Genomic DNA, 17,499 nt, shown 5'->3' with positions numbered 1-17,499 from the left:
TCTGAATCCTGTTTTAAGTTAAAGGGTTAGAGCATGATGTCATGAGAAAACCGCTCACACTTTTCGACATCATGCTCTAGGAGCTTCAGAGAGCGACCGACAGGGCGCTGTCGCGCTGGGGAGCCGTCTCCTGCGAGTTCACCATCGCACTTGCGAGCTGGCGGAAGGTGACGAGACCCAAGGTTTCCCCGGCAGGCGAGACCACCCTGGCATCGCCGTCCGGCGCCGATGACAGCATGCGGACGGCCTCTTCGACGGTCGTTCCCGCCACAATCGCCAGTCCGACCGGCGCCGCACCGGAGTGCAGCGGCGTCATGACGGCTTCGACATGGATGACCCGGCCGCGATTGACCTCCTTGACGAAGTTGGCGATGTACTCGTCGGCCGGACGCAGGACGATGTCCTGGCTGGTGCCCTGCTGGATGACTTCGCCGTCGCGCAGGATGGCGATCTGGTCGCCGAGCCGTAGCGCCTCGTCGAGATCGTGGGTGATGAAGACGATGGTTTTCTTGATCTCTTTCTGGATGTCGAGAAGCACCGTCTGCATGTCCGTGCGGATCAGAGGATCGAGCGCCGAATAGGCCTCGTCCATGAGAAGCACCGGCGCATCGTTGGAGAGAGCCCTGGCCAGGCCGACGCGCTGCTGCATGCCGCCGGAAAGCTGGTTGGGATAGCGCTGCTCGAAGCCCTTCAGCCCGACCCGCTCCAGCCAGCGCATGGCGACGTCGACGGCTTTCGCCCGCTCCATGCCCTGCACTTCGAGCCCGAAGATGGTGTTGTCGAGCACATTGCGGTGCGGCAGCAGCGCGAACTTCTGAAACACCATCGCCGTCTGGTGCCGGCGAAACGCCCGCAACTCGGTCTCGTTCATCTTCACAACATCGACGCCGTCGACCAGCACTTCGCCGGCGGTCGGATCGATCAGCCGGTTGATGTGGCGGATCAGCGTCGATTTGCCCGAACCCGAAAGGCCCATGACGACCTGGATGCGGCCGGAGGGGATCTCGACATTGATGTCCCTGAGACCCAGCACATGACCGTGCTTTTCGTTGAGCTCGGTCTTCGACAGTCCTTTCTGAACCGCCTCGACATGGGCGGCGGGGTTGGGGCCGAAGATCTTGTAGAGGTGGCGAATCTTGATGCCGCCGAAATGCTGCTCAGCCATGGACGGTCTCCCGATGCTTCTGGAGCCTTTTGCCATAAGCCTGGCTGACTCGGTCGAAGATGATGGCGATGCCGACGATGGCAAGACCATTGAAGATACCCAGCGTGAAGTACTGGTTGGCGATCGCTTTGAGCACCGGCTGGCCGAGGCCCTGGACGCCGATCATCGAGGCGATGACCACCATGGCCAGCGCCATCATGATCGTCTGGTTGATGCCGGCCATGATGGTCGGCAGCGCCAGCGGCAGTTGCACCTTGAACAGCTTCTGCGATCGCGACGTCCCGAAGGCGTCGGCTGCTTCGAGCACGTCCTTGTCGACGAGCCGGATGCCGAGATCGGTCAGGCGGATCATCGGCGGGATGGCGTAGATGACGACGGCGATCAGGCCGGGCACCTTGCCGATGCCGAGCAGCATGACGACGGGAATGAGGTAGACGAAGCTCGGCATCGTCTGCATGACGTCGAGGATCGGATTAACGACGCGCTGCAGCCGGTCGGAGCGGGCCATCAGGATTCCCATCGGAATGCCGATGGCGATGGACAGGATCGTGCAGACGAAGATCATCGAGACCGTCCGCATCGTATCGTCCCACATGTCGAAATAGCCGATCAGCATCAGCGTCACCAGACAGCCGATGACGATCTTCAGGCTGCGGCTGGCAAACCAGGCGATGGCAAGGACGATCAGGGTGATGATCGGCCATGGCGTCTGGGTCATGAAACGCTCGGCGGCGATGAGGAAATGCTGCAGCGGCACGAAGAGGGTTTCGATGCCGTCGCCATAGGCGCGGGTAAATCCGCGAAAGCCGTCGTCGATCGCCTTCTTCAGATTGCGAAGCGCGTCGTCATCCATATGCGGAAACTTATAAAACCATTCCATTCGGATCCCCTTTTTTTCAATGAGCCGCGGCAGTCTTTTTGTTTTTGTCGGCTGCGAGGCGGTGCGCTTTTGGCGCACCGCGATAGTCAGTGTTAAAGGGCAGCTTCGATCTTCGTGGCTGCCTCAGGCGAAACCCACTTGGACCAGATGTCCTTGTTTTCTTTCAGGAAGTGCTTGGCGCCGTCTTCACCGGTCGCCTGGTTGTCAGTCATCCACGACATCAGCTTGTTGACCGTGTCGTTGCTCCAGGAGCGCTTCGCCAGATAGTCCATGACTTCAGGCCCGACCTTTTCCGAGAAAGGCTTGGCAACCAGCGTGACGACGTGATCGACCGGCCACGAAGCGGGCTTGGGATCGGGGCAGTCGGCGACGGTGATGCAGCGCTTCCATTCGGCGGCATCCTCCGGCACGCCGGCTTCGAGCTTGACCATCTGATACTTGCCGAGCAGCGCGGTCGGCGCCCAGTAGTAGCCGGCCCAGCCTTCCTTACGTTCGTAGGCCTTGGCAATCGAACCGTCGAGGCCGGCGGCGGAGCCGGTGTCGACGAGGGTGAAGCCCGCCTTCTCGGCTTCAAACGCCTTGTAAAGCTGCGAGGTGACGACCGTGCCGCCCCAGCCCTGCGGGCCGTTGACGATGGCGCCCTTCTTCGGATCCTCGGGATCGGGGAAGAGTTCCGGATGCTTCAGCACATCGCCGATGGTCTTGATATCGGGATGGGCATCGGCGAGGTATTTCGGAATCCACCAGCCCTGCACGCCGCCGTCCGGCAGCGGCGAGCCGACCTGAACGATGCGGCCTTCTTCCGTGCCCTTCTTGACGACGTCGGGCAGAAGATCGATCCAGGCTTCGGGCGCGATATCCGGCTGGCCCTTTTCGGCCATGGAGGTGATCGTCGGGACGGTGTCGCCAACGGTGATGTCAGCGCTGCAGCCATAGCCTTCGTTCAGGATGAACTTATCCAGGTTGGAGAGAACTTCGGCGCTCTGCCAGTTCATGCTGGCGATGGTCACGCTGCCGCATTCGGCAGCGCTGGCGAATGACGCGCCGCCGATCAGGCCGAACGTCAAACACGTCGTTGCAAGTAATTTTTTCATTTCTCGTTCCCTCTGTTTAGCGGCTTGTCTTGCCGAGCGGGGTGCCGCAGTACCCGCCCCAACGGTCGTCAGGAAACCTTTCCCATACTCACCGATTTCTGAAATGCTGCCGATAATCCCTTGGCGACCGAAGCGTCGAACCCCGCCGCCCGCATGCTTTCGATGGCCGCCGCAGTGGTGCCGCGATAGTCGAGAAAGGTTTGAACGACCTCCTCAGGGCTCTCGTCGCGACGCTCCAAAAGGCGCCCGGCGCCCGATATCACCGTATTGACGGCGCGTCGCGCAATCGCGGCCGGCAGGCCGCGGGCGACCGCGTCGCTCATCATGGCGGCCGCAAGCAGCGCCGGGAACGCCGGTCCGGAACCGGAAAGGCCGGTGAGATAATCGATGTCGCTTTCTGTTGCGACCTCGTCCTGCGATCCGCATGCTTCGAAAATGGCGCGGACGACGGCGCGGTCGCCTTCCGTGATATCGCCCGCGGCAATCCAGGGCGTATAGGACCTGGCCACTTCGGCGCCGGCATTCGGCAGGGCGCGGACGACACGGCCGGTCTTATGACGTCGCGAAAGGGCGGCAAGACCGATGCCAGCCATGACCGAAACGACGAGCTTGCCGCCGGCATCGACATCAAGGGTGCGCCAGTCATCGGGCCGGACGGAGAGAAGAATCACGTCCGAGCGGTCGGCAAGCGCCTGATTGTCGGACGTCCAGAAGGAATTCGGGAAGCGGTCCGGCTGCTGACTGCGATAGGAGAGCGTGAGATTCCGAGGCTCGACCAGGCCGGCGTCGACAATCGAGCCGGCGATTGCTCCGCCCAGCCAGCCGCCGCCACCAATTATGCCGATCCTCAAGGAAACGCTCATTCGAGCCTCCTCTAGCCGGGTCTGTAGCCATGCCGGGAGAAGAAGCGGTCGAGCTCCCTCTGCTGCGGCACGACGCCCGTGTAGATCGCGATATATTCCGGAATCCGTTTCATGCGGACGGCAAGTTCCTCCCTTGATTGCATGGAAATATATCCGATCTGCACGAGGTAAGTTGTTCGCGCTCTGACATCCGATGTCGTTTCTGGTAACCCGAACCGCATGAACATGCGCTTCAGCGCTTCCAGCCGGATCTGATCGGCCTGCTGGACTTCGGCGAGAAGTTCGTCGGACTGCAGCGCCCAGCTGCGCACGGCAAACTCGAACTTCGCGTCGAACAGATCGTTGTCGAGCCAGCAATCGAAGACGTTGAGCATCGCCTCGGCCAGCGATTCCGCATAGGCTTCGGACCGCTTGACGATGTTGCCGGTGTTTTTATCGCGCCATAGCGCCACGAGTGCGCTCAACAACTCCTCCCGATCCTTGAAGAACCAGTAGAAGCTCGTGCGCGAGAGATTGAGCTTCTTCGCCAGCGGCAGAATTTTCACCGAATCCACGCCGGATTCCAGCAAGGAGTGGTAAGCTGCTTCCAGCCATCCCTCCTGCGATCCGCGCCAGCCGGTGTCGTTCAAAGCCTGATCCATGCCTTATCTCCTATCAAATTATGAGGCCGCGCACAAGAAAAATGTACATATGTGTCAAAAATAACGACTTAGATGTTTTCATCGTTGACACATATGTACATTACGCTTAGCGTTTCCCTCGATGTTTTAATCCGGAACCGCGGCCCATGTCGAATGATCCTCTTCTGCAGCCCTATCAGCTCAAGCATTTAAAGTTGCGCAATCGCATCATCGTGACGTCTCACGAGCCGGCCTATCCGGAAGACGGCATGCCGAAGGACAAGTATCGCGCCTATACGGTGGAGCGGGCCAAGGGTGGGGTGGCTTTGACGATGACGGCGGGCTCGGCGGCCGTCTCCAAGGACAGCCCGCCGGTTTTCAACAATCTGCTCGCCTATAAGGACGAGATCGTACCCTGGATCAGGGAAATGACCGACGCCGTGCATGAAGAGGGTGCGGCAATCATGATCCAGCTCACCCATCTCGGCCGGCGCACGCGCTGGGACAAAGGTGACTGGCTGCCGGTCGTCGCCCCGTCTCATCATCGCGAGGCTTCGCACCGCGCCTTCCCGAAGAAGTTGGAAGATTGGGATATCGAGCGCATCATCAAGGACTTCGCCGATGCGGCCGAGCGCATGAAAGCGGGCGGCATGGACGGCGTCGAACTCGAGGCCTACGGTCATCTGATCGACCAGTTCGTGTCACCGCTCACCAACGAGCTCGATGGCCCCTATGGCGGCTCGCTCGACAATCGTCTGCGCTTCTGTTTCGACGTGTTCAAGGCGATCCGGAAACGGGTGGGTGACGACTTCATTCTCGGCCTGCGCTATACTGCCGACGAGTGTCTTCCCGGCGGCACCGCCAAGGCCGAAGGCATCGAAATCTCCAAGCGCCTGAAAGAAAGCGGCCTCATTGATTATCTGAACGTGATCCGCGGCCACATCGATACCGACGCCGGTCTGACCGACGTGATCCCGATCCAGGGCATGGCGAATTCGCCGCATCTCGACTTCGCCGGCGAGATCCGTGCCGCGACCGACTTCCCGACCTTCCATGCGGCGAAGATCCCCGATGTCGCCACCGCCCGCCATGCGATCGCGGCCGGCAAGGTCGACATGGTCGGCATGACCCGCGCCCACATGACCGATCCGCACATCGTCCGCAAAATCATCGAAAAGCGGGAAGACGATATCCGTCCCTGCGTCGGCGCCAATTACTGTCTCGATCGCATCTATCAGGGCGGGGCCGCCTACTGCATCCACAATGCCGCCACCGGCCGCGAACTGACCATGCCGCATATTGTGGCGAAGGCCGACGCCAGGAAAAAGGTCGTGATCGTCGGCGCCGGCCCGGCCGGTCTGGAGGCAGCGCGCGTCGCCGGAGAGCGCGGCCACCAGGTCGTCGTCTTCGAAGCGGCGAACAATGCCGGCGGCCAGATCCGGCTCACCGCCCAAAGCGAGCGCCGCAGGGAGATGATCAGCATCGTCGACTGGCGCATGAGTCAGTGCGAGAAATACGACGTTACCTTCCACTTCAATACCTGGGCGGAAGCCGATACGATTGAAGCCGAGAACCCCGATGTCGTCATCATCGCGACCGGCGGCTTGCCGCATACCGAGGTTCTCTCGCGCGGCAACGAACTGGTGGTCTCGTCCTGGGACATCATCTCCGGCGACGTGAAGCCTGGAACCAACGTGCTGATTTTCGACGATGCCGGCGACCATGCCGGTCTTCAGGCGGCGGAGTTTCTCGCCAAGGCAGGCGCCAAGGTGGAGATCATGACGCCGGACCGCTCCTTCGCGCCCGAGGTCATGGCCATGAACCTGGTGCCCTATATGCGCTCTCTTCAGAAACATGACGTGACCTTCACCGTCACCTACCGCCTGGAGGCTGTGGAGAAGAGCGGCAACCAGCTCGTCGCCCATGTCGGCAGCGATTACGGCGGGATTGCCAAGCAGAGCAGCTTCGACCAGATCGTCGTCAATCACGGGACCATTCCGCTCGACGAGCTCTATTTCGAGCTGAAGCCCAGCTCGAGCAATCTCGGCGAGATGTCGCACGACCAGCTCCTGTCGGGAGAGCCGCAGTCCGTCATGCGCAATCCCGAGGGCAAGTTTCAGCTGTTCAGGATCGGCGATGCTGTCGCTGCGCGCAATACGCATGCCGCCATCTATGACGGTCTGCGCATCGCCAAGGATATATGATCGCAGGAGCGGCCGCTCGTCGGCCGCTCATTTCGGGGGGTGATATGAGTTTACGGGAGGAAAGCCTCCAGCTTTTCCTGGATGCCGCGTCTCTGGCTTTTGGTCAGTTCGCGAAAGCCCCGGAGTCCCGGCGCTCGATCCGTCAGTTTTTTGCGGCGCTGGAGCGGCCGGGGATCGCACGTGCGGGGCAGGGAAGCCGGTTGCCCGTCTGCGCTCAGCTTGATGTGGCGCTTGCGGTCGATCCCTCCTATGATCCTTCACTGGCGCGATTGATCGAGGCGTTCAAAGGCATCGAGCCGATGCTTGAATGGCGTCGGCGCACCAAGTATGACCACACGGCCGGCGACAATTTCGTCGATGGGCATGCCAATGCCGTGATCGTCGGCCCGGCAGGATGGGAGGAGCGGAGCGACCTGTGGCTCGGTGTGACAGTGCTGGCGCCGCGCGTGCGCTATCCCGATCACGACCACCCGCCGGAGGAAGTTTATCTCGTGCTTTCCGAGGGAGAGTTTCAGCAAGGGGAGGGGGACTGGTTTTCGCCCGGTATCGGCGGATCGTTCTACAATAGCCCCGGGATCAAACATGCCATGAGATCGGTGGACACACCGCTCTTCGCCTTCTGGGCGCTGCTTGCCGAACGGCCGCACTGATGGCCGGCAGTCTAGACATAAAAGGGTTTTGCAAATGAAGATTCTCGTGCCCGTCAAGCGCGTCGTCGACTACAACGTGAAGATCCGGGTGAAGCCGGATGGTTCCGGTGTCGAGCTTGCCAATGTGAAGATGTCGATGAACCCGTTCGACGAGATCTCGGTGGAAGAGGCGCTGCGTCTGAAGGAGGCCGGCAAGGCTGAGGAAGTGGTGGTGGTGTCGATCGGCCCGGCCAAGGCCGAGGAGACGCTGCGCACGGCGCTCGCCATGGGTGCCGACCGGGCGATCCTGGTCGAAACCGACGATCAAGTCGAGCCGCTGGCCGTTGCCAAGATCCTCAAGGGCGTGGCCGATGCCGAGCAGCCGGGATTGGTCATCGTCGGCAAGCAGGCGATCGACGACGACAGCAACCAGACCGGCCAGATGCTGGCGGCCCTGCTCGGCTCAGCCCAGGCGACCTTCGCCTCGAAGATCGAGATCGGGGACGGCAAGGCGACGGTGACCCGCGAGGTCGATGGCGGCCTGCAGACGATCGAGATCAAGCTGCCGGCGGTGATCACCTCGGATCTGCGTCTCAACGAGCCGCGTTATGCCTCGCTGCCGAACATCATGAAGGCGAAGAAGAAGCCGCTCGACAAGAAGAGCCCGGCTGATTTCGGCGTCTCCACCACGCCGCGGCTGAAGGTGCTGAAGACCGAGGAACCGTCGGGCCGCAAGGCCGGCGTCAAGGTCAAGTCGGTCACTGAGCTGGTCGACAAACTGAAGAACGAAGCCGGCGTGCTTTAAGGCAGGAAATAGAGAACACCATCATGACCATTCTTCTTCTGGCCGACCACGACAATGTCAGCCTTTCCGACCAGACCGCCAAGGCGCTGACGGCCGCAAGCCAGATCGGCTCCGATATTCATATTCTCGTCGCCGGCAAGGGCGCCAGGGCCGCGGCCGATGCCGCTGCCAAACTCGCCGGTGTCTCCAAGGTGCTGCTGGCCGAAAGCGACGAACTGGCCAACAATCTGGCCGAGCCGCTGGCCGACCTGATCGTCTCGCTCGCCGGTGCCTACGACACCATCCTCTCGGCCGCCACCTCGGTCGGCAAGAACGTGCTGCCGCGGGTCGCGGCTCTGCTCGATGTCGCCCAGGTCTCGGAGATCATCGAGGTTGTCAGCCCCGACACATTCAAGCGGCCGATCTATGCCGGCAATGCCATCCAGACGGTGCAGGCAAGCGATGCCAAGAAAGTGATCACCGTGCGCACGGCTTCCTTTGCTTCCGCCGCGGCAGGCGGCTCGGCAACGGTGGAGGCGATCGCGGCAATCTCCAATCCGGGCCTGTCGCGTTTCGTCGGCGATGCGCTGTCGGCTTCCGATCGTCCGGAACTGACCTCGGCGAAGATCATCATCTCCGGCGGCCGGGCACTCGGCTCGGCGGAGAAGTTCCGGGAGGTCATCCTGCCGCTTGCCGATAAGCTCGGTGCTGCCGTCGGTGCCAGCCGTGCCGCTGTCGACGCCGGTTATGCGCCGAACGACTGGCAGGTCGGTCAGACCGGCAAGGTCGTCGCGCCGCAGCTTTATATCGCCGCCGGCATCTCCGGAGCCATCCAGCATCTGGCCGGCATGAAGGATTCGAAGGTGATCGTCGCCATCAACAAGGACGAGGAGGCGCCGATCTTCCAGGTTGCCGACTATGGCCTCGTCGCCGATCTGTTCGACGCCCTGCCGGAATTGGAAAAGGCGCTCTAAGCGAGGGGACAGAACGTGGCGCGCGCGGTAGGACGTCCAATAAAACGAGGGGCAGACCTTCTTCTGAACGATGAGGAAAAGCCGGCCTACATACGGCTGCACGACATCGGCAGGGAAAGGCGTCCTCAGCCGCTGCAGGAATTCCTGAACGATGTCGGCGGTCTGATGTTGTCGGCCGACGCCCCTGCCGTCGCCAGTTTCGTCGCGGGCAAGGTTCTGCAGAAACTGCTCAAAACCGGCAAGGTGCGCCCCGTGGAGGGCGCGCCTCTTCCCGGCGCGCCCGAAGGGCTTGATGACGCCATCGGCCATCTTGCGAAATCAGGACGGAAATACGAGGCGATCGCCGGCCAATTCAGAAGTCTTGCCGACAGCTTGCTCTGGCGGCGCGGCCGCTCGGGTCCGTTTGCAAGCCTGAATTTCGGCAATACGCATTCTCATGCCGTCGTGGTCGGCCCCGGCGGCATGGAGGAGCGCGCCGATCTCAGGGTCGGCGTGATCTATATGGACCGCTACACCCGGTTTCCCGATCATGTTCAGACGCAGCCGCGGGCCTTTATTCTGCTGTCGCCCGGAGAAATCTGCCTTGGCAATTCCCAGTGGTTTTCTGCTGCGATCGGCACTGTTTTCGCAAACGATGCCGGGCAATCATTCGCGATAAGATGCACGGCAAGGCCGCTTCTTGCGGTCTGGTGCCAGGTTGAGCCCGAGACGTGAGGGTCAGCTATCGGCGAAGGCCGATGAGAGGCCAGCCTATCGAATTATCTAGCAGTCAGAATTTAATTTCAGAGGAAGGATATCAAAATGGACGTTCGCGCCGCCGTAGCCGTTGCCGCCGGAAAACCGCTCGAAGTGATGACCGTGCAGTTGGAAGGCCCGAGGGCCGGCGAAGTGCTGGTCGAGGTCAAGGCGACCGGCATCTGCCACACCGACGACTTCACGCTGTCCGGCGCCGATCCGGAGGGCCTGTTCCCGGCGATCCTCGGCCATGAGGGTGCCGGCATCGTCGTCGATATCGGCCCCGGTGTCACCTCGGTCAAGAAGGGCGACCACGTCATCCCGCTCTACACGCCGGAATGCCGGGAATGCTATTCCTGCCTGTCGCGCAAGACCAATCTCTGCACCGCCATCCGCTCGACCCAGGGCCAGGGTGTGATGCCGGATGGCACCTCGCGCTTCTCGATCGGCAAGGACAAGATCCATCACTATATGGGCTGCTCGACCTTCGCCAATTTCACCGTGCTGCCGGAGATCGCCCTTGCCAAGGTCAATCCCGACGCGCCGTTCGACAAGATCTGCTACATCGGCTGCGGGGTGACCACCGGCATCGGCGCGGTGATCAACACCGCCAAGGTCGAGATCGGCTCGACGGCCATCGTCTTCGGTCTCGGCGGCATCGGCCTCAACGTCTTGCAGGGCCTGCGGCTCGCCGGCGCCGACATGATCATCGGCGTCGACATCAACAATGACCGCAAGGCCTGGGGCGAGAAGTTCGGCATGACGCATTTCGTCAATCCGAAGGAGGTCGGCGACGACATCGTGCCGCATCTCGTCAATCTGACCAAGCGCAATGGCGACTTGATCGGCGGCGCCGATTACACCTTCGACTGCACCGGCAACACCAAGGTGATGCGCCAGGCGCTTGAGGCCTCCCACCGCGGCTGGGGCAAGTCGATCATCATCGGCGTTGCCGGCGCCGGCCAGGAGATCTCCACCCGGCCGTTCCAGCTGGTCACCGGCCGCAACTGGATGGGCACCGCCTTCGGCGGCGCGCGCGGGCGTACCGACGTGCCGAAGATCGTCGACTGGTACATGCAGGGCAAGATCCAGATCGACCCGATGATCACCCACACCATGCCGCTCGACGATATCAACAAGGGCTTCGACATGATGCACAAGGGCGAAAGCATCCGCGGCGTGGTGGTCTATTGAGCCATGAAAACCATCTCGACCGAGAAGTCTTACGGCGGCACTCAAGGCGTCTACGTCAATCGCTCGCAGGCCTGCGACTGTGACATGACCTTTGCGGTCTACGTGCCGCCGCAGGCGGCCGAGGGCAATTGCCCGGTTCTGTGGTACCTCTCCGGCCTGACCTGCACGCATGCCAATGTCATGGACAAGGGCGAGTATCGGCGGCTTGCCGCCGAACTCGGACTGATCATCGTCTGCGCGGATACCAGCCCTCGCGGCGACCATGTTGCCGACGAGCCCGACAACTGGCAGTTCGGCAAGGGCGCCGGCTTTTACGTCGACGCTACAGAGCCGCCCTATTCGGCGAATTATCGCATGTACAGCTACATCGTCGACGAGTTGCCGCGGCTCATCGCCGAACATTTCCCCGTCGACATGGACCGCCAGGGGATCTTCGGTCACTCGATGGGCGGCCATGGTGCGATCACCATCGCGCTCAAGAATCCTGACCGCTTCCGGAGCTGCTCAGCCTTCGCGCCGATCAGCCATCCCTCGGTCTCCGGCTGGTCGAAGCCGGCCTTGCGGAAATATCTCGGCGCGGACGAGGCGACCTGGCGGGCCTATGACGCCTGCTCGCTGATCGAGGACGGGCATCGGTTCCCCGAACTGTTCGTCGATCAGGGAACGGCGGACAGCTTCCTGGAGGATGGCTTGCGTCCCGACGAGCTCCGGCAGGCCTGCGAAGCGGCGGGCATTCCGCTCAAGCTGCGCATGCAGCAAGGCTACGGCCACTCCTACTTTTTCATTTCGACTTTCATGGAGGACCATCTGCGCTGGCACGCGCAGAGGCTGGGAAATTGATTGCAGAGCTTGGCCGGGCATAACGCAAACGGCCAGGGAGGGAAGGAGAACATCAATGAGCATAGCCATTCATCCGGCAGTGGATTCAGGTTTTCGAGCGACTGACGCCGCCTTTTCAGGCGGGACGCTGGTGTGCAAATGCACGAGCAACCCCGTCAAGGTCAGGATCAAGGGCGATATCGCCCATAATCACGCCTGCGGCTGCACCAAGTGCTGGAAGCCTGCGGGTGCTACCTTTTCTGTCGTGGCGGTTGCGCCGACCAAAAACGTCGAAGTCCTGGAGAACGGCGACAAGCTCGCCGTCGTCGATCCTGCTGCCCTGATCCAGCGGCACGCTTGCAAGGAATGCGGCGTGCATATGTATGGGCCGGTCGAGCGCGAACATCCCTTCCAGGGATTGTCGTTCGTCCATCCGGAGCGCTTCCAGGAAAGCGGCTGGGCAAAGCCCGGCTTTGCGGCCTTCGTCTCGTCGATCATCGAAAGCGGCTTCGATCCTGGCAAGATGGACGCCGTCAGAGCGCAGTTGAAGGCATCCGGTATCGAGCCGTACGATTGTCTCAACCCCGGCCTGATGGACGCTATCGCGACCTGGACCGCCAAGAAGAGCGGCGTGCTCGCCTCGTAATCCACCGGGGAGCGCCGGCTTCGGCGCTCCCCGGCCACCCGCCGCTGTCCGGATGTCGACATATTCCGCGGTGGCCGCGCACCGCCGACTTGCCGGCGCCCACGCTTCGGACGCCTGATGATCGACTTGGATGCAAAAGCGCATCGATGTCGACTGCAGAGAATTCTCACCCCACGATAAACCGCCTGACGAGAAATCCGTGGTGCCGCCGCGGAGCTTTTCGCTGTGGATGTCTGCTCACCCGTCAGCCCCGCCAGTCTCCCGCCTTCGAGAGAGCTGCTTTCCTCTCACGTCCGCGCTATTGTGTATCTTGGGAATAATAATTGTGTACGCAAAGTACACAATTATTGACTCCTCCGAAAAGGCATGCCATCTTCAGGGCGTAGAGCAACAAATGGCCGGAGATCGACGATGGCGAAGACACCGAAGAGCAATCTCTACGACGACCTGAAACGCCAGATTTTGACGATGGAACTCGATCCGGACGCCGATCTGGATGAGGCCAGTTTGAGCGAGCGGTATGGGCTTTCCCGGACGCCGGTGCGCGATATCTTCCGTCGCCTTGCTGGCGAGGGTTATATCGACATCCGCGAGAACAGGGGTGCGCGGGTCATCCCGATGAACCACTCCACGCTTCGCAATTTCTTTCTCGTCGCACCGATGATCTATGCGGCGATCGGCCGTCTCGCGGTGCAGAACTTCAAGCCGGCTCAACTGGCGGATCTGAAGCAGACGCAGGAGCGGTTCCGCGCTGCCAGCAAGAACATGGACGCCTTGGCGATGGTTCTTGAGAACAATCGCTTTCACGAGATCTTCGGAGAGATGTCGGGCAACGTCTATCTGCAGCCGAGCCTCGGCCGGCTGCTGATCGATCACGCGCGCATCGGCCACACGTTCTTCCGGCCGAGGAACGAGGACATGAAGCGGCGGCTGCAGGTGGCGGTCGACCACCATGACGGCTTTATCGCAGCGCTTGGCGCTCACGACGAGAATGCCGTCGTCGATCTCGTTTTCGAACACTGGGAATTGTCCCGCGAGAACATGGAGATGTTCATCGCTCCGCAAGGCCTGAAAGCGGACGCCTTCCTCGGCGGTCCGGCCACGCAAGTATTGGAGAAGTCGTCGTGAAGTTTGAGGGGATCTATACGCCGGCGGTGACGCCGCTCGACAAGAATGGTCAGATCGACCGGACCGGATTTGCCGCCGTGCTCGAGTCGCTGATCGAGGCGGGCGTCCACGGCATCATCGTCGGCGGCTCGACGGGCGAATATTACGCCCAGAGCAGCCAGGAACGTTACGAACTTGCGGCCTATGCGAAGGACGTCATCGGCACGCGGCTGCCGCTGATCATCGGCACCGGCGCCACGCGCACCGAAGATTCGGTCGAATATGCCAAGGCTGCGAAGGAAATCGGCGCGGATGCAATCCTGGTGTCATCGCCGCCATACGCATTGCCGACCGAACGCGAGAATGCGGTCCATGCGCTGACGGTCGATCGCGCCGCCAATCTGCCGATCATGCTCTACAACTATCCCGCCCGCATGGGCGTGGTGATGGGCGAGGAGTATTTCTCGCGGGTCGGCAAGTCGAAGAACGTGATCGCCATCAAGGAAAGCTCCGGCGACATGGGCAACCTTCACCGGCTCGCCCGCAAGTTTCCGCATATCGCGCTGTCCTGCGGCTGGGACGATCAGGCGCTCGAATTCTTCGCCTGGGGTGCGAAGAGCTGGGTCTGCGCCGGCTCCAACTTCCTGCCGCGCGAGCATGTCGCCCTCTACGAGGCCTGCGTCCTCGACAAGAACTTCGACAAGGGCCGCGCGATCATGAGCGCGATGCTGCCGCTGATGGACTTCCTCGAATGCGGCAAGTTCGTCCAATCAATCAAGCACGGCTGCGAGATCATCGGCCTCAAAGCCGGTCCGGTGCGGGCGCCGCTACGCGGACTGAACTCCGAAGAGAAAAGAACCCTTGAGACCGTCGTTTCTACGTTGAAGCGCACGGTCGCCCAGATCACGTCGGGAGCCAACCATGCATGAACCCTTGACCGCCGCCGAATACAAGGCGATTGCCGCTGGCCTCCAGCTTCCGACGAACGCCTTTGTCGATGGCGCATTCCGCCCGGCCAATTCCGGCAAGACTTTCACCTCCACGAACCCTGCGACGGGCGAGGTTCTCGCCGAAATCGCCGCCTGCGATTCCAGCGATGTCGACTTTGCCGTTGAGAAGGCGAAGCAAGCGTTCGATGACGGGCGTTGGCGGCTGCGCTCGCCGGGCGAGCGCAAGGAAGTGCTTCTCAAACTTGCCAAGCTTCTGGAGCGCAACAGGCACGAGCTCGCCGTCATGGAGAGCATCGACAGCGGTAAGCCGGTGCGGGAGTGCCAGACGGTCGACGTTCCCGATACCATTCATACGCTGCGCTGGCATGCCGAGCTGATCGACAAGCTTTATGACAACACCGCCCCGGTCGGCGCCAATGCGCTGACGATGATCGTGCGCGAGCCGATCGGCGTCGTCGGATGCGTGCTGCCGTGGAATTTCCCGCTGCTGATGCTGGCCTGGAAGATCGGCCCGGCGCTTGCCGCCGGCTGCTCGGTCATCGTCAAGCCGGCGCAGGAAACGACGCTGACCACGCTGCGCGTCGCCGAACTCGCCCATGAAGCCGGTATTCCGGCTGGTGTCTTCAACGTCGTCACCGGCTCCGGCCGGGAGGTCGGCGAACCGATCGGCCTGCACAATGATGTCGACATGGTGGCCTTCACCGGCTCGACGCCGACCGGCCGCCGCTTCCTGCGGTATGCCGCGGACTCCAACCTCAAGAAGGTCGTGCTCGAATGCGGCGGCAAGAACCCCGCGGTCGTTCTCGACGATGCCGAAGACTTGGATCTCGTTGCCGAGCAGGTCGTCAATGGCGCCTTCTGGAACATGGGCGAGAATTGCTCGGCCACGTCGCGTCTCATCGTCCATGCCAAGGTCAAGGATGAATTGATGAAGCGCATCGGCGCCTATATGCGCGAATGGAAGACGGGCGACCCGCTCGATCCCGAAAACCGCATCGGCGCGCTCGTCAGCAAGTCGCATTTCGAAAAGGTGAAATCCTTCCTCGACGACGCCAAGACGGAGAAGCTGTCCGTCACCCAAGGCGGTGAAACCTATAACGGCATCTTCATCGAGCCGACGTTGGTCGAGGGTGTGACGCCGGCCAGCCGCCTGTTCCAGGAAGAAATCTTCGGGCCGATCCTGTCGGTTACGACGTTCAACACGCTCGCCGAGGCAACCGCTTTGGCCAACGACACCAATTACGGCCTGACGGCCTCCGTCTATACCGGCAGCCTGCGCAATGCGATCCGGCTGACCCGCGACATCAGGGCCGGCCTGATCACCGTTAACTGCTTCGGTGAGGGTGACGCCACCACGCCGTTCGGCGGCTATAAGGAGTCCGGTTTCGGCGGTCGCGACAAGTCGGTCTTCGCCCATGACAATTACTGCGAACTCAAGACCATCTGGATCGATATCTCGGAGCGGTCGGTCGACGAGACGATCCGATGAGCCGCCATGTGATCAAGCACCTGCCGACCGATACCGGCGTTTCGGGATGGGAGGCGACCAGCGAGCGCGCCTTTCCCGTAACGGCGCTTGAACACGACATTACCGCCGACTGGCTGATCATCGGCGGCGGATTTGCCGGCCTGTCGGCGGCCCGCCGCCTCTCGCAATCGCGGCCTGAGGACAAGATCGTCGTCCTGGAGGCCCGCGAACTCGCCAAGGGCCCGGCCGGAAGGAATTCCGGCTTCATGATCGACGTGCCGCACAACCTGTCCTCGGGCGAGTATTCGGTCGCCGACGAAACGGCGACCAAGGACGAGATCCGGCAGAACCGCCTGGCGATTTCCTTTGCTGCCGACGTCGCGGCCGAATACGGCCTGTCCCGGGAAACCTTCGATCCCTCCGGCAAGGTAAACGCCGCGGCCTCCGACCGGGGCATGGGTCTCAACGACAATTACAGGAAGTCGCTTGAGAAGATCGGCGAGGAGCATCGCGTTCTCGATGCCGATCAGATGCGGGAGATGACCGGCTCGCACTATTATCGCGGCGGCCTCTACACGCCGGGCGCGGTGATGATCCAGCCGGCCGACTATATCAGGGGCTTGGCGCGCGGGCTCCATTCGCAGGTTGCCATCCACGAGCACTCGCCGGTGCTGGAGCTTTCGCGCGAAGGCAGAAACTGGAAGGCTAAGACCGCCCGCGGCTCCGTTTCGGCGCCGAAGGTCATTCTCGGTGTGAACGGCCACATCCAAAGCTTCGGTCATTTCCGCGGAAGGCTGATGCATATCTTCACCTATGCGTCGATGACCTCAGCCTTTTCGCAGAACGAATTCGCAGGCGATGTCACCGGTGTGGATCGCTGGGCGCTGCTGCCGGCCGATCCGATGGGTGCGACGGTGCGCAAGATCACCAAGGACGGGCTTTCGAGGATCGTCGTCAGGACGAGGTTCACCTATGACCCGAGCCTGAAAGTGTCGGAGAAGCGCGTCGCCGGAATCGCTGCCGAACAGCGGCGGTCGTTCGATGCCCGTTTTCCGGGGATGGAGCGCCTGCCGATGGAATATAGCTGGGCGGGCGCGCTCTGCCTCTCCAGAAACCATGTGCCGGCATTCGGCGAGGTCGAAGAGGGGCTCTTTTCCGCCTGCTGCGAGAATGGTCTCGGCACCGTCAAGAGCACCTTTGCCGGCATGATGGCCGCCGATCTCGCGACCGGCGCCGCCAGCCCTGAGCTTGAGAAATACAAAAACCAGCCGGAGCCGACCAGGCTGCCGCCCGAACCCATTGCATGGCTCGGCGTCAACTCGGTCATCCGCTTCCAGGAATTGCGGGCAGGCCGCGAGGGATGATCC

At 61.8% G+C, this 17,499-nt stretch carries 17 protein-coding genes; 12 read left to right on the top strand and 5 right to left on the bottom strand.

Features of this window, described 5'->3' with window-relative positions; translation table 11 throughout:
• Window positions 1–85 precede the first annotated feature (85 nt).
• From ATY75_RS01330 to ATY75_RS01310, 5 genes are all read right to left on the bottom strand, one after another.
• Window positions 86–1,165, bottom strand: a complete 1,080-nt coding sequence (locus tag ATY75_RS01330) for a glycine betaine/L-proline ABC transporter ATP-binding protein (protein ID WP_088936141.1) — start codon at window positions 1,163–1,165, stop codon at window positions 86–88.
• Window positions 1,158–2,045 carry a proline/glycine betaine ABC transporter permease gene (locus ATY75_RS01325; protein ID WP_064844707.1) on the bottom strand — a complete coding sequence of 296 codons (888 nt, stop codon included), beginning with the start codon at window positions 2,043–2,045 and terminating at the stop codon, window positions 1,158–1,160. Before ATY75_RS01325 ends, ATY75_RS01330 begins: the two co-directional genes overlap by 8 nt.
• Window positions 2,046–2,137: 92 nt before the next feature.
• Complete coding sequence (locus ATY75_RS01320; protein WP_064844706.1) at window positions 2,138–3,139, bottom strand: ABC transporter substrate-binding protein; 1,002 nt, start codon at window positions 3,137–3,139, stop codon at window positions 2,138–2,140.
• Between the two features lie 68 nt (window positions 3,140–3,207).
• A complete protein-coding gene (locus ATY75_RS01315) occupies window positions 3,208–4,002 on the bottom strand; it encodes a pyrroline-5-carboxylate reductase dimerization domain-containing protein (RefSeq protein ID WP_088936140.1) in 795 nt (264 codons plus the stop codon).
• A gap of 11 nt (window positions 4,003–4,013) precedes the next feature.
• Complete coding sequence (locus ATY75_RS01310; protein WP_088936139.1) at window positions 4,014–4,643, bottom strand: TetR/AcrR family transcriptional regulator; 630 nt, start codon at window positions 4,641–4,643, stop codon at window positions 4,014–4,016.
• A 146-nt stretch (window positions 4,644–4,789) separates the two neighbouring features.
• On the opposite strand from ATY75_RS01310, the gene ATY75_RS01305 reads away from it, so the two are divergent.
• The 12 genes from ATY75_RS01305 (at window position 4,790) to ATY75_RS01250 (ending at window position 17,496) form a co-directional block, all read left to right on the top strand.
• Entirely contained in the window at window positions 4,790–6,826 is a 2,037-nt protein-coding gene (locus ATY75_RS01305) for an NADH:flavin oxidoreductase (protein ID WP_088936138.1), read from the top strand.
• 44 nt (window positions 6,827–6,870) lie between these two features.
• Window positions 6,871–7,476, top strand: coding sequence for a dimethylsulfoniopropionate lyase (locus ATY75_RS01300; protein WP_088936137.1), 606 nt, complete (start codon window positions 6,871–6,873; stop codon window positions 7,474–7,476).
• Window positions 7,477–7,510: 34 nt separating this feature from the next.
• Window positions 7,511–8,260: an electron transfer flavoprotein subunit beta/FixA family protein gene (locus ATY75_RS01295; RefSeq protein ID WP_088936136.1), complete on the top strand. Its 750-nt coding sequence runs from the start codon at window positions 7,511–7,513 to the stop codon at window positions 8,258–8,260.
• Between the two features lie 23 nt (window positions 8,261–8,283).
• Complete coding sequence (locus ATY75_RS01290; RefSeq protein ID WP_088936135.1) at window positions 8,284–9,213, top strand: electron transfer flavoprotein subunit alpha/FixB family protein; 930 nt, start codon at window positions 8,284–8,286, stop codon at window positions 9,211–9,213.
• Window positions 9,214–9,228: 15 nt separating this feature from the next.
• On the top strand, window positions 9,229–9,927 hold the full coding sequence (locus tag ATY75_RS01285) for a dimethylsulfonioproprionate lyase family protein (RefSeq protein WP_088936134.1): 699 nt from the start codon (window positions 9,229–9,231) through the stop codon (window positions 9,925–9,927).
• Window positions 9,928–10,014: 87 nt separating this feature from the next.
• On the top strand, window positions 10,015–11,142 hold the full coding sequence (locus tag ATY75_RS01280) for an S-(hydroxymethyl)glutathione dehydrogenase/class III alcohol dehydrogenase (protein ID WP_088936133.1): 1,128 nt from the start codon (window positions 10,015–10,017) through the stop codon (window positions 11,140–11,142).
• Between the two features lie 3 nt (window positions 11,143–11,145).
• Entirely contained in the window at window positions 11,146–11,982 is an 837-nt protein-coding gene (gene fghA / locus ATY75_RS01275; RefSeq protein ID WP_064844693.1) for an S-formylglutathione hydrolase, read from the top strand.
• A gap of 55 nt (window positions 11,983–12,037) precedes the next feature.
• A complete protein-coding gene (gene gfa, locus ATY75_RS01270) occupies window positions 12,038–12,607 on the top strand; it encodes an S-(hydroxymethyl)glutathione synthase (RefSeq protein ID WP_064844691.1) in 570 nt (189 codons plus the stop codon).
• A gap of 411 nt (window positions 12,608–13,018) precedes the next feature.
• The gene (locus ATY75_RS01265) at window positions 13,019–13,735 is read left to right on the top strand and encodes a GntR family transcriptional regulator (RefSeq protein WP_088936132.1); all 717 of its coding nucleotides are present in this window, start codon (window positions 13,019–13,021) and stop codon (window positions 13,733–13,735) included.
• Window positions 13,732–14,643 (top strand): dihydrodipicolinate synthase family protein, encoded by a 912-nt coding sequence (locus ATY75_RS01260; protein WP_088936131.1) that lies wholly within the window; start codon window positions 13,732–13,734, stop codon window positions 14,641–14,643. The genes ATY75_RS01265 and ATY75_RS01260 overlap by 4 nt, the downstream gene beginning before the upstream one ends.
• Window positions 14,636–16,153, top strand: coding sequence for an aldehyde dehydrogenase (locus ATY75_RS01255; protein WP_088936130.1), 1,518 nt, complete (start codon window positions 14,636–14,638; stop codon window positions 16,151–16,153). The genes ATY75_RS01260 and ATY75_RS01255 overlap by 8 nt, the downstream gene beginning before the upstream one ends.
• Window positions 16,150–17,496, top strand: a complete 1,347-nt coding sequence (locus ATY75_RS01250) for an FAD-binding oxidoreductase (protein ID WP_088936129.1) — start codon at window positions 16,150–16,152, stop codon at window positions 17,494–17,496. The genes ATY75_RS01255 and ATY75_RS01250 overlap by 4 nt, the downstream gene beginning before the upstream one ends.
• Window positions 17,497–17,499 lie beyond the last annotated feature (3 nt).

Source organism: Rhizobium sp. N122, assembly GCF_002211295.1.
GTDB lineage: Bacteria > Pseudomonadota > Alphaproteobacteria > Rhizobiales > Rhizobiaceae > Rhizobium.
This window is presented reverse-complemented; position numbering and strand designations above follow the sequence as displayed.